Source organism: Moraxella porci DSM 25326, from assembly GCF_002014855.1.
Lineage (GTDB): Bacteria > Pseudomonadota > Gammaproteobacteria > Pseudomonadales > Moraxellaceae > Moraxella > Moraxella porci.
In genome coordinates this window covers 36,267-49,702 of the sequence record NZ_MUYV01000001.1, presented here as the reverse complement: position 1 = coordinate 49,702, position 13,436 = coordinate 36,267, and the positions used below count along the sequence as shown (strand labels likewise).

The 13,436-nt window shown below is 45.9% G+C and carries 12 protein-coding genes; 9 read left to right on the top strand and 3 right to left on the bottom strand.

Annotated elements, in window-relative coordinates:
- Nucleotides 1-4: 4 nt before the first annotated feature.
- A complete protein-coding gene (locus B0681_RS00220; RefSeq protein ID WP_078316749.1) occupies nucleotides 5-3,937 on the top strand; it encodes an AAA family ATPase in 3,933 nt (1,310 codons plus the stop codon).
- A 95-nt stretch (nucleotides 3,938-4,032) separates the two neighbouring features.
- Here B0681_RS00220 and B0681_RS00215 read toward each other — a convergent pair whose 3' ends face one another.
- The 3 genes from B0681_RS00215 to mnmG form a co-directional block, all read right to left on the bottom strand.
- Nucleotides 4,033-4,494 carry a hemerythrin domain-containing protein gene (locus tag B0681_RS00215; protein WP_078316748.1) on the bottom strand — a complete coding sequence of 154 codons (462 nt, stop codon included), beginning with the start codon at nucleotides 4,492-4,494 and terminating at the stop codon, nucleotides 4,033-4,035.
- A gap of 285 nt (nucleotides 4,495-4,779) precedes the next feature.
- A complete protein-coding gene (locus tag B0681_RS00210) occupies nucleotides 4,780-5,751 on the bottom strand; it encodes an AEC family transporter (RefSeq protein ID WP_078316747.1) in 972 nt (323 codons plus the stop codon).
- A 3-nt stretch (nucleotides 5,752-5,754) separates the two neighbouring features.
- Entirely contained in the window at nucleotides 5,755-7,659 is a 1,905-nt protein-coding gene (gene mnmG / locus B0681_RS00205) for a tRNA uridine-5-carboxymethylaminomethyl(34) synthesis enzyme MnmG (protein ID WP_078316746.1), read from the bottom strand.
- Between the two features lie 271 nt (nucleotides 7,660-7,930).
- On the opposite strand from mnmG, the gene B0681_RS00200 reads away from it, so the two are divergent.
- The 8 genes from B0681_RS00200 (at nucleotide 7,931) to B0681_RS00165 (ending at nucleotide 13,425) form a co-directional block, all read left to right on the top strand.
- Nucleotides 7,931-8,116, top strand: a complete 186-nt coding sequence (locus tag B0681_RS00200; protein WP_078316745.1) for an NF038104 family lipoprotein — start codon at nucleotides 7,931-7,933, stop codon at nucleotides 8,114-8,116.
- A 251-nt stretch (nucleotides 8,117-8,367) separates the two neighbouring features.
- On the top strand, nucleotides 8,368-8,799 hold the full coding sequence (gene rplM / locus B0681_RS00195; protein ID WP_078254213.1) for a 50S ribosomal protein L13: 432 nt from the start codon (nucleotides 8,368-8,370) through the stop codon (nucleotides 8,797-8,799).
- A 9-nt stretch (nucleotides 8,800-8,808) separates the two neighbouring features.
- The gene (gene rpsI, locus B0681_RS00190; RefSeq protein ID WP_078316744.1) at nucleotides 8,809-9,195 is read left to right on the top strand and encodes a 30S ribosomal protein S9; all 387 of its coding nucleotides are present in this window, start codon (nucleotides 8,809-8,811) and stop codon (nucleotides 9,193-9,195) included.
- A gap of 482 nt (nucleotides 9,196-9,677) precedes the next feature.
- Nucleotides 9,678-10,262, top strand: coding sequence for a ubiquinol-cytochrome c reductase iron-sulfur subunit (petA, locus tag B0681_RS00185; protein WP_078316743.1), 585 nt, complete (start codon nucleotides 9,678-9,680; stop codon nucleotides 10,260-10,262).
- 23 nt (nucleotides 10,263-10,285) lie between these two features.
- A complete protein-coding gene (locus tag B0681_RS00180) occupies nucleotides 10,286-11,503 on the top strand; it encodes a cytochrome b (protein ID WP_199174066.1) in 1,218 nt (405 codons plus the stop codon).
- A complete protein-coding gene (locus B0681_RS00175; protein ID WP_078316741.1) occupies nucleotides 11,503-12,228 on the top strand; it encodes a cytochrome c1 in 726 nt (241 codons plus the stop codon). Before B0681_RS00180 ends, B0681_RS00175 begins: the two co-directional genes overlap by 1 nt.
- 163 nt (nucleotides 12,229-12,391) lie before the next feature.
- Nucleotides 12,392-13,018 (top strand): glutathione S-transferase N-terminal domain-containing protein, encoded by a 627-nt coding sequence (locus B0681_RS00170; protein ID WP_078316740.1) that lies wholly within the window; start codon nucleotides 12,392-12,394, stop codon nucleotides 13,016-13,018.
- Nucleotides 13,015-13,425, top strand: coding sequence for a ClpXP protease specificity-enhancing factor (locus B0681_RS00165; protein WP_228143810.1), 411 nt, complete (start codon nucleotides 13,015-13,017; stop codon nucleotides 13,423-13,425). Before B0681_RS00170 ends, B0681_RS00165 begins: the two co-directional genes overlap by 4 nt.
- Nucleotides 13,426-13,436: the final 11 nt, after the last annotated feature.

Here is a 13,436-nt window from a genome sequence, read left to right as displayed (position 1 = left end):
ATGGATGAAAATTTTAAAACTGGTCTTTGAGAACATCAACTCTTTGAAGGGAAAGTGGCAGATTGACTTTGAGGATCCTGCCTTTCACAATCATGCACTGTTCACCATCACAGGCGCAACTGGCGCTGGCAAGACGACGATATTGGATGCCATCTGCTTGGCGCTATATGGCGAGACGCCACGACTGAACATCTCTGCCAATCAAAATGAGCTGATGAGCATCGGTACCGCTTTTGCAGCCAGCACGGTGATTTTTCGCGCCAATGACAAGCTGTATCAAGCCAGCTGGTCGCAGCGCCGTGCCAATCAAAAAAGTGATGGCAAATTACAAGCGGTCAGTCGCGAGATCAGCGAGCTTAAGCATGTCAATGATCCTGATGGCAAGATCATCGAAGAAAAATCCAGTTTGGTCAATAAGCAGATTGAGCGAATTTTAGGGATGAATAAGGCGCAGTTCACCCGATCGGTAATGCTGGTGCAAGGCGAATTTGCTGCTTTTTTGCGCTCGGATGCTGCCGAACGCGGACAGATACTAGAGCAAATCACCGGTACTCAGATCTACGCACAGATCAGCCAAGCCGCCTATGAAAAGCACAAACAACAAAATAATTTGTTAAAAGAACGCCAATTAAAACTGGCAGAATTACAGCTGTTAAGCACCGAAGATTATGATGCTTTGATTGATCGTATCAGCAGCATCAGCGAACAAAAATCACAAATTGACAGTCAAATTGAGCAGACCCAAGCTCAACTAAAACTGGCCGAGCAGTACGCCACCTTAACAGATGAAGTAACCACATGGCAAAATAAAATCCTTAAAAATCAATTAGATATTAACGAATTTTCTGATGAAATGGCATGCCTTAATCAAGCCAAGCACGCCCAAGCGCTCAGTCCATTATACCAAGCCGTCGCACAAACAGCCGAGCAGCACGATCACAAAACACAAGACAGAATAAAGCTCACCGAAAGCCTAACCGCCCTTCAAGGCAGCGTCGATCACCATCGTGTTCAGCAGTCAAATATTCAAGAAAAACTTCAAAAACACACCCAAGATTACGAAGCCATCAAGCCCAATTTGCACGCAGCGCGCAAGCTTGATTTGCAGATTTCATCATTGACACAAAACCTGACCCATCAGACAAAGGCTCTAGAAAAAAACCAGCTGGATTTGCAGCACAGTGAGCAGATACTGGCCCAGCTTATCAGCGATCGGCAGCGCATCCAAGCAGTCATCGCAGAATTAAACAGCAATTATCATGACAATCAGCTAGAGCATTTGTCAGAAAAATTTCATAAAAAATCCCAAAATCTGGCACAATTTGATGCCCTGTCGGATTCGATGATGCGTGCATATCAGCTATATCAAACCGACTTAGCAAAACTAAAACACACCCTGATTGAATTACAAAATATCCGAAATGATTACAACGCAAGCAAAGATAATATAGATGAAAAAAGTAAAGAATTGGACTCACAGAGACAAGCATTTTATCAGCTGTTAAATCTAGATCACATCCATAAAGATCTCAACATCGCTTCGCTTCAGCAGCAGCTGAACGAACTTCAAAATACCATCAAAAACAGCAGCCAGACACGACAAATCCTCGAGCAAATCCAGCAGCACTACCAGCACTATTTGCCGATATCCAATGAGATCGCGCGATTAAATCAACAAAAAATTCAGCTGTCAGATGAGCAGTCCTCAATCGAAGATGCCGTGCAGTCTCTGCAAGGTCAAATTGAGCAAACCCAGAAGAATCATAGCCTGCAGCTCGATAACTTCAGCCTTCAAACTCAGCTGATACAGCTAAAAGCACAATTAGATCACTTAAATGATGGCGATCCTTGCCCACTGTGTGGCAGCACCGAGCATCCTTATAAGCATGCACATCACCCCAGCGACACTGATGATGTCGCATTGGCAAAAAAGCAGCTTGAGTCTATCGAACGCAGCCTTGAGCAGCAACGACTGCAGCTCGAACACTACAAAAACTCACTGCAACAGCTACAGATTAACCTTCAAAATAACGCGTATCAGCTGTCCACTCAGCACAAAAACAGTAAGACTATCCAGCAAAGGATGCGCGATCTATGGGTGCAGATTTCACAGGATTTTTCTGAACATAATGATTTGCCCTCTCACAGCGACATTGATATGTTAAGCCATCAGTTGCATGCCGATGTCGAGCATAAGACGCGCACTTTTGAGGATGCCAATCATCTCATGGCTCAGATTCAGATCAGTGAGAAAAATTTAGATAAATTCAATTATGAGAATCAGTCACTCGAGAATGCAGGGGTCAAAACCAATCAAGAAGCACAAGCACTGATCTTGACAGTGCATGATGCAGCTTGTCATTTGCAGCAACATCTCATACCCTCACTGATGGCATTGTTACAGTCAGAAGGCAATGACAATTTTGGTGAACTTAGCTTGCATTTGGCGACATTGAGTGACAGCCTACCGAATCTGTCTGTTTGCGCTGAGCGCGTTGAGCAATATCAATCTCAATCTCAATATCAATCTGATCCTCACAATCAACCTGCGTTTAAAGGTTTTCCAGATGCAAATGCCATCATCATACCGCATGATGCCGATCTGGCCCTAATCACCGACATGCGTGCTGCTTTAGATCATGACTGCAGCACCTTAAAAATACAGATTAATGCCGCCAAAGCACACAGTCAAAAGCTTAATCACGCACAGTCCCAACTGGCCGAGCTGTTGATAAAAATCGATGTTGAGCAGCACAAAATCCAAGTACTAAAGCCTGATATCAACGATCTGTACACAGCACAACAGTCAACATCCGCCGAGATGCAAGTTTTGCGCGATCAAAAGGTGCAGCTCATCGGTGATGCTGACATCGATGCTTTGGAGCAGTCTTATCAAACAAAACTTGGCGATCTGCGCAATCAGCTTGATCAGCTCACCACAAAATTACAAAGCGATCTTGTACAGCTTGAATCTCAAAAAGCCAAAGCCACAAGCCTTGATGCCATCATCGATGAGATCGCCCAAAAGCTCACCGCTCATCAAAGCGCCTATCAGGCAGCCTTGGCCGAATCCATCTTTGGAGATGAGGCGGAATTTTTGGCATCCAGACTGCCAGATGAGCAGATCGTCAATCTGCAGCATACTGCCGATCAGCTACACGAGGCACTCAAACAAACCCAAATATCACTCAAAAACAGCCAAGCCAAATTAGATGAACTGATAACACGACATGCAGATATAACGCTGCTGGATCAGTCTGCATTACAGGCGCAGTCAGCTGAGTTGCATGAGGCTTGGACATCGATTCATCAGCAGATCGGTGAGATGAATGCCATCAAAGCCCAAGAATTAAAAAATCGTGAGCGCCAAGCTGCCTTATTGGCCGACATTGAAAAACAACAACAAGATAATGCCATCTGGGCAAAGCTCAATGCCCTGATTGGCTCAGAAAATGGAAATAAATATCGCAATTTTGTGCAGGGATTGACACTCGATCTGGTGTTGCAGCATGCCAATCAGATTTTAAGTAAGATGAATGACCGCTATCTATTGACCACCGATGATCAAGATGGCAAAGCGCTTGAGATCTTAGTGACCGATCTGCATCAAGGCGATGCCATTCGCAGCAGCAAAAACCTATCTGGTGGCGAAAGCTTCATCATCTCGCTGGCATTGGCTTTGGGATTATCACAAATCAATAGCCAAAATGTGCAGATCGAATCGCTGTTTTTGGATGAAGGTTTTGGGACGCTGGATGAAGCGGCACTGGATTTGGCGCTAAGCACTTTATTTGAGCTACAACAAAGCGGTAAAAGCATCGGCATCATCAGCCATGTCGCAAGCCTAAAAGAGCGCATCGACACTCAGATCGTCGTGCAAAAACACGCCGGCGGCCACAGTATCTTATATGGCGCCGGCGTTACTCAGCTTGGCTAGTTTGAGTTACTCATCCAAGCTCGTATTGGCTGATATGCTCGTCATCACAAACTGCGTTTTTGTGGTGATGGGTCAGTCATTGTTATGGTGATGGGCTAGCCATTATTACGCTCAAAGGTGCTATGCTCCACTTCATATAAAGCACCCAAACGCTGCTGCTGCTCGTCATCCAAAATCTTTTTGGCTTCCTTAAAAAATTCTTGCTCTTCTTCTTTGAGATGATGGCGCACTTCAACGATCAGTGATTGACAGGTAGTCTGCCAAGTCTCATCACTGATGCGGCCATCATTGAGCGTGTGCATCAACTCATCCATTTCGTGATGCTCAGCGATGGCATGGCGTGACAAATCCAGACCCTCATCATACTGCATCACAGGCACATACAGGTGACGCTCTTCGGCAGCAGCATGGGCTTGCAGCTCGATTTCAAGTTCAGGATAGGCTTTTTTGGCAGCTTTAATGTCTGTTGATAGTAGCGATTCTAGATCATCGCACAGCGCACGCTGTGTCTGATGTGATGAGATAAGTGCTTGAAAAATATCTTGATTCTGGCTCATGTGCTTTCCTTAAAATTCTATTAATAAACTAAAACATTAATACTGACAAATGGGCTGATAAATTCAGACATCGATGAAAAATCATCGTGCCAGCACAGCGAACGATCTTTTGTTCAGATCTTTTGTTCAAATGCTGATCTTCATAATCATTTGATCACAAAACGACTGTTGTTTTGGATAAAACAACATCAATCCAACCACTTGTCTTGGTTTTATGATAACAGCCTGAGCTAAAAGGCGTGCATATTTTTGTTGTGATTGTGCTATCAATTTGTAGCCAGACGCTCACACCCAACCCAAAACCCTTAAAATCGCCATACCAACCGCCATACCAATCATCCCAAATACCGTGGTAAAGCCCAAAATATTCGCCGCAAGCACATCGTTGCCGCCCATGGCTTTGGCCATCACATAGCTTGCCGCTGCAACTGGGCTTGCGACCATCAAATACAATACCCCAAATTGCAAAGGCGGTAGCGCCATCGCCACACCCGTGATCACTGCGATCAACGGCGCGATAAGGATTCTTCCGATGCTGGCTTGCATGGACACCCCAGATGGCTGCATCATCGAACGAATGTCTAAGGTCGCCCCAGCGCAAATGAGCGCCAAAGGCAGCGCCACCGCACCCAACAGCGCACCTGTGGTATTGATGAATTCTGGCAATGCAGGTAGATTTAGACCTTTATAAATAAAAGCCAATAACAGCGCGATGATTAAAGGATTTTTAAAAATTTTGATGGCAATGTCTGTCGCTTGATTGAACCAGTTGCCTGTTTTTTGGGTGGTGCGTGACAAGGTAATCACCGCCAGCACATTATATAAAATGGTGATGATGCCCATATAGACCGCGCCGACACCAAGTCCTGCATCACCGTAGGCATTGGCAACAGTGGCCAGACTGATGATCGCCATATTCGAGCGAAACACACCTTGAACGAACACACCTTTATCGCCAAGCTTTGGGACAAAAAATTTGGCATAAATCTCTGCCAAAAAGAACAGCCCAAAAGTGGTGATAAATCCCGCCAACAGCAGCCAAGATTGATCAAAGATGCTCACCTCGCTTTTTAGTACACTAAAAAATAGCAGGCAAGGCAAGCAATAATTAAACACCATGCTCGACGCCGTCTCGATAAAGCCTGCATTAATGATCAGGCGTCGCTGCATAACATAGCCCAAGGCCATCAAAGCCAAGTTTGGAAATACAATCACAAAAGCAAAGCTTAACGCAGATAAGACAGCTTGGGCAGTCATGATTTACACCGTCTGTTCAAGGATAGCTTGGGATTTTTTCTGCTTTTTGAGCGTCATGCCAAGCAGACTGATCGCCGCTGGTGTGACACCGCTGATACGCGATGCCTGACCCAAGGTGGCTGGGCGGATTTGGCTGAGTTTTTGGATAATTTCATTGGATAAACCTGACACAGAGGCATAATCAAAATCCAAAGGCAAAGCCGTATCCTCAAGCCGCTTCATCTGTGCGATCTCTTCATTTTGGCGATCGATGTAGCCTGCGTATTTTATCGCGATCTCAATCTGCTCGCCCACTTCATTGCTAACGCTACTGTCAGAGACTTTGGCGATGTCATCAAAGGTGATATTCGGGCGCTTTAGCAGATCAAGCAGAGTATTTTCTTTGGTTAATACCTCATCGGTGTGCGCCATGAATGCTTTGCCGATCGCATTATTTGGCGTCGCCCAGATGTCTTGCAGTCGCGCGGTTTCTTGGGCGATGGCTTCTTGTTTTTGCTCAAATTTCTCCCAGCGCGCATCACTGATCAAGCCAAGCTTACGCCCGATGGCAGTCAGACGCTCATCAGCATTGTCCTCACGCAAAAGCAGGCGATGCTCAGCGCGACTGGTGAACATGCGATACGGCTCTTTGGTACCGTGCGTGATCAAATCATCAACCAATACCCCAAGGTATGCTTCATGACGCATCGGCGTCCAAGGCGATTCATTCATCGCTTGGCGTGCAGCGTTCAGTCCAGCCAACAAGCCTTGTGCCGCAGCCTCTTCGTAACCTGTCGTACCGTTAATTTGTCCAGCAAAAAACAACCCATCAATGGACTTGGTTTCCAAAGTCGGCTTGAGATTTTGCGGATCAAAATAATCGTACTCAATGGCATATCCTGGGCGCGTGATATGCGCGTTTTCAAGACCTTTCATCGAATGAATGAATGCCACTTGTACATCAAACGGCAGACTGGTTGAGATACCATTAGGGTACAACTCATGGGTGGTCAAGCCCTCAGGCTCAATAAAAATCTGATGACTGTCTTTATCGGCAAAACGATGAATCTTATCCTCAATCGAAGGGCAATAACGTGGGCCGACACCCTCAATTTTACCGCTGAACATCGGGCTGCGATCGAGATTTTGGCGGATGATCTCATGTGTGCGCTCATTGGTGTGGGTGATGTAGCAGCTGATCTGACGAGGATGCATGCTGACATCACCCATATAGCTCATCACTGGCAGCGGTGTATCGCCTGGTTGCTCGATCATCACGCTAAAATCCACCGTACGGGCATCAATACGCGCAGGTGTGCCTGTCTTCAAGCGACCAACAGGCAGCTTAAGTTCGCGCAGACGATCAGCCAGTCGAATCGATGGCATATCACCAGCGCGGCCGCCACTTTGACTGTCTAGACCCACATGGATCACCCCACCCAAAAAAGTCCCCGAGGTTAACACCACCGCGCGCGTATTAAAGCGCACGCCTGATGCCGTCACCACCGCGACCGCACGACCATTTTCGATAATAATGTCATCAACAGGCTGCTGAAATAAGTCAAGATTTGGCTGATTTTCAAGGGTGTGGCGAATCGCGGCTTTATAAAGTATGCGGTCAGCCTGCGCACGCGTCGCTCGCACAGCCGCGCCCTTTCGGCTATTTAATACCCGAAATTGGATACCCGCTTGGTCGGTGGCCAGCGCCATCGCCCCACCCAGAGCATCGACCTCGCGCACCAGATGTGACTTGCCGATGCCGCCGATGGCAGGGTTGCAGCTCATCTGACCCAAAGTTTCGATGTTATGCGTCACCAGCAGCGTCTGACTGCCCATGCGAGCTGCAGCCAAAGCCGCTTCGGTGCCTGCATGTCCGCCGCCGACGACGATGACATCATAAGTTTTTGAAAAGTGATAAGTGCTTGTCATAAATTCATCCACCCGATTTTTGTTGCAGATCGTCTGTCAGATGCCGACCTCTTAAGATCCCGACCTTTTAACAGATCAAACACTAAATACTGACCAAACATCGGCTCATCGCCTAAGCCAACAACAAAAAAATCCAAATCTAAACTGCTTATTTTAGCATAGTTTTATCACAAAACTGCGAAAATCTGAGCTCTGTACTCAGAATTTCTTCAGTTGCATTTTGTTGCATCATTGATTATGATAAGCCAATCTATCGCATGGGAGCTGACCGATGAAATTGGTACATTTTTTGACCCTGTTTACACTAAGTGTGGCATTAAGTGGCTGCGTGCATAAAGTCGTCACTGTCCCCGCCAAAATCGCCTACAAGACCACCAAAGGCGTCGTCAAAGGCACGGTTGCGGTTGGCAAAGCCATCATCCCAGGCGATGCTGATAACAAGGGTAAGAAAGACTAAAAATCCAAGCGCACGATGGCGAGCGATACAGCCGCTTGACTCAGCCAAACTCTTTAACCTTTTTTGGGATCAGATCATCATTTATCCACACAAATAATCAAATAATGCTTGCATAAGCCATCAATAATTTGGTATAATCGCGGCTGTTTTTTGAGAGCCCTTCGTTTCCCCAACTTAAAAAACAACTAAAATCAAGCATTGCTTGAGATTTTTTGTTTATACTCTCTCAAACTCAACTAAATAGGTTTTTTATGACTACTACTATCAGTGCCAAACCCGCTGAAGTTGTACATGACTGGTATGTCGTGGACGCTGAAGGCAAAACTCTAGGTCGTCTAGCTTCTGAGATTGCTTCTCGTCTGCGTGGTAAACACAAGCCATCGTACACTCCACATGTTGATACTGGCGATTATATCGTTGTTATCAATGCTGACAAAATTGCTGTAACTGGCAAAAAAGCTCAGGACAAGAAGTACTACCGTCACACTGGCTATCCAGGCGGTATCAAAGAGACCAACTTCACAAAACTTCTAGCACACAAGCCAGAAGATGTGTTGCACAAAGCTGTTAAAGGCATGCTTCCAAAAGGTCCTTTGGGCTATGCGATGATTAAAAAGCTAAAACTGTATGCGGGTACTGAACACCCACACGCAGCTCAGCAACCTAAAGTACTAGACATCTAAGGAGACATTATGGAACGCAATTACGGCACTGGTCGCCGCAAGACTTCTACCGCTCGTGTCTTCTTGTCTAAAGGCACAGGTAACATCGTTGTAAACGGTAAATCACTTGACGAATACTTTGGTCGTGAAACTTCTCGTATGGTTGTTCGTCAGCCACTAGAGCTGCTAGAATTGACTGACAGTGTTGATCTATACATCACTGTTGTTGGTGGCGGCATCAACGGTCAAGCAGGTGCGATCCGTCATGGCATCACCCGCGCTTTGATCGAACAAGATGAAACCTTCAAGCCTGCCCTAAAAGCAGCTGGCTTCGTCACTCGTGATGCTCGTGAAGTTGAGCGTAAAAAACTTGGTCTACGCAAAGCACGTCGTCGTCCACAGTTCTCAAAGCGTTAATTTTACGATTATCGTTCAAAAAACTCTCGATGCATATCGGGAGTTTTTTTGTGCCAATTAGCGAGCACCATTTCCACCAAGACCCAATGGCTAAGTGTCAGCATTTAGCATCAAGACCGCTAACTGATAATTTTTTTGTAATTTTCGCCGCTTTTAACACATGTAGTGCAGAAAAAAAGTTTAAAATATGGTAACATTATAGAGATAATTTTTTTGCGAAAATTTCAGATTTAGCAACTTTACTTCAATATTACACAAACCAATATTCAGTAAACTCGCATTTTCGTTAAATCATTAAATTTTTTGCGACTTTTTTTGCCAAGTTTGTAAGAGAAGAATTTATTTTATTACAAAAATAGCTTAAAATAGTCATATTTAGCAAAAATAGGCACAGCAAATGTGGCAAATTTGATAAAAGTGTTTTATCATAGCCACACACCCAGCATGGGAATATTCCCATTCTTTTTCTGGAGGAAGTTTTAATGAGCCATGCCGAAGGCGTGAATGTTAAACGCCGTAGAGTCCTAATCGCGACGACCGCTGCCATCGGCGCAGTCGGCGTCGGTGCGATTGCCACCCCATTTGTCCGTTCTTGGTACCCAAGTGCAAAGGCGGAAGCTGCGGGTGCTGCTGTTGTAACAGACATCAGTGGCATTGAAAACGGTCAAATGATTACCGTAAAATATCGCGGCAAGCCAATCTTCGTCGTTAAGCGTACCGACGAAATGGTGGCAAATCTTAGCAAAGTAACCCCAAAACTTGCCGACCCAACATCCGATGGGTCTGTACAGCCTGAATACTGCAAAAACGAGACACGCTCTATCGAACCAAATATTTTGGTCGTTGAGGGTGTTTGTACGCATCTGGGCTGTGCGCCAATATTCCGTCCTGAAGTTGGTGCAGCCGATCTGGGCGGTGCTGACTGGTATGGCGGCTTCTTCTGCCCTTGCCACGGTTCTATGTACGACTTATCAGGTCGTGTTTATAGCGGCATGCCAGCTCCGCTTAATCTACCTATTCCAGAATACAGTATTGATGGCACAATCTTGACTGTTGGGGAGGCCTAATCATGAGTGCTGCTAAGAAATTCATGAGCTGGATAGATGCTCGCTATCCTGCGACTGAGACTTATGAATATCATATGTCTAAATACTACGCACCAAAGAATTTTAACTTTTGGTATTTCTTTGGCGTATTATCCATGGTGGTACTGGTAAACCAGCTGGTTACTGGTATTTGGCTTACCATGATGTTTAACCCAAGCGCCGAGGGTGCTTTTGCCTCACTTGAATACATCATGCGTGATGTCAAGGGCGGCTGGCTGATCCGCTACATGCACTCCACTGGCGCGTCTGCTTTCTTTGTCGTCGTGTATCTGCACATGTTCCGTGGTCTACTGTATGGTTCGTACAAAAAACCGCGTGAGCTGGTTTGGATCATTGGTATGGCGATTTACCTATGCTTGATGGCTGAAGGTTTCTTTGGTTATCTACTGCCATGGGGTAACATGTCATTCTGGGGCGCTCAAGTTATTTTGAACCTGCCAGCAGCCATTCCATTCATTGGCGATGCATTGGGTGAATGGGTGAAAGGTGACTACATCATCTCAGGCATCACTTTGAACCGCTTCTTTGCACTGCATGTCGTTGCCATTCCACTGATTTTGGTTGGCTTGGTATTCATGCATCTGGTTGCACTACACCATGTTGGCTCAAACAACCCTGATGGCATCGATATTAAGAAACTAAAAGACAAAAATGGCGTGCCGCTAGATGGCGTTCCGTTCCATCCTTACTATACCGTGCATGACATGGTTGGTATCGTGGTATTCTTCATCTTGTTCTTTGCTGTGGTGTTCTTCTTCCCAGAAGGCGGTGGTTACTTCCTAGAAAAGCCAAACTTTGAAGCTGCTAATGCATTGAAAACGCCAGCACACATTGCTCCTGTTTGGTACTACATGCCATACTACGCGATGCTGCGTGCAACACCATCAATGTTCGGTTCAGCGCTGCCTGGTGTCATCGTGATGTTTGGTGCGATTGCCATCTTGTTCGTATTGCCTTGGTTGGATCGTTCACCTGTTCGCTCAATCCGTTACAAAGGCACGCTGTCTAAGATTGCTTTGGCCATCTTTGTGGTAAGCTTCCTGATCCTAGGCTATCTGGGCGGTGTTACCTCTACACCAACAGGCACCATCGTTGGTCGTATTTGTACTATCCTATACTTCTTGTATTTCCTATTGATGCCTTTTTACACCTCAATTGAGAAGTGTAAACAACCACCAGAACGCGTAACCGGAGGCCACTAATGAAAGCACTTAATTCACTTGTTAAATTTGGTGCAGGTGCCGTTTTGGCGACAGTTGGTGCTTTTGCCAGCACCAACGCCATGGCAGCTGGTGGTGATGGCTGTGGTACATTTACCGAAGCTGATGGTACTGTGGTGACTTTAGAATGTAGCAAAGCACCGATCGACCTGACCAACAAAGGCTCGCTACAACGCGGTGCTGCAATGTTTATGAACTACTGTGTCGGCTGTCACTCAGCCCAGTATGTGCGCCATTCTCGCATCGCCCAGGACTTGGACATTCCACCTGAATTAGTCGAAAAATATTTGATGGTCAGTGCCAACCAAATCGGTGATCACATCACCGCAGGCATCGATCCTGAACTGCAAGGTGCATGGTTTGGTGCGCCGCCACCAGATTTGTCACTAGAGACTCGCCTGCGTGGTGATGACTGGGTTTATACCTATCTACTCAGTTTCTATGAAGATCCAAGCCGCCCTTGGGGCGCCAACAACTTGGTCTTGGCCAATGCCGCCATGCCGCATGTGCTTCACAACCTACAAGAAGAATTGGGTCAAGAAGCGTATGAACAGCGCGTCGGTGATTTGGTCAACTTCATGGCGTGGATGGCTGAGCCAGTCCGTCATGATCGTAAGATCTATGGTGCGTTTGTGATTTTATTCCTGTTAATTCTTTTAATCCCAGTTTATCTGTTGAATAAAGAATTTTGGAAAGATGTCAAATAATCTGCATTAAGCAGATTGGGCGACACCCAACAAAGACCGATGATATGTGTCATCGGTCTTTTTTTGATAAATATGCCAATGAATTGAGAAATTGGGCAGATAATTACACACAGCTTGGCAAATTTTTGATAAACTAATATGCTCATTTAGGCAATGGTATTTTATGGAATTACCGCATCTTTCATTGACACAATTTGTCTTGTATGCCGATCATGGCATACACAGTCATATCGTGCGCCTACTGCTCGAAGAAAAACAGCTTAACTATCAGCTGGTCATAATGGAAGATGAGCGCTCTGAAGAGCTGACGGAACTCAACCCCTATCGCACCCTGCCAGTACTGGTGAACCGCGATGTCGCTTTGTATGAGTTGACTGTCATTTTTGAATACCTAGAAGAGCGCCATCAATCACCGAGGCTGCTGCCTAGCGTACCCAGTGAGCGCGCCAAAATTCGTCAGTTGGCTTGGCGATTACAGAATGATTGGTTATCCCAAGCGTTCATTTTAATGACACATCCTGACAGCTTTGATGAACAAAGCGCACTTAATGCCAAAAAATCGTTATCCGATTCACTGGTGACGCTCGCCCCTTTATTTGGACATAAGCCCTATTTTTTATCCGATGAATTTGGGTGGTGTGATGCATTACTTTTGCCTTTGTTATGGCGCTTACCTGAGATGCACATCAACTTGCCCACACATCTGATACGCCCCTTAATAGAATATCAAGATCGGCTATTTGCACGCCCCAGTTTTATTGCCAGTATTAGACCCATGGAGTCACTATGATCACACCAAAACGCCCTTACCTTATCCGCGCCTTTCATGAATGGATGCAGGATAATGACTATACACCTTATTTGATGATCGACGCCACTCACAACGATCTGCACGCACCATTGCAATACGCCCAAGACAGCCGTTTGGTGTTGGCTGCATCCTATCAAGCCACCCACAATCTACAGATTGATAATGATGCCATCAGCTTTGCTGCACGATTTGGCGGTGTGTCGGAAGAAGTCTGGATACCGATGGCTGCCGTGATGGCGATCTATGCCAAAGAAGATCCTGAGCACGGCATATTCTTCGACCCTTCAGAATATGATGGCTATGAAGAGTCTGAGGCCATCGATGAAGACATTGATACAGATGAGCAGGATCGCCCCAAAGGCAGTACCTTACGCATCTTGGATTGATTGCACTTACC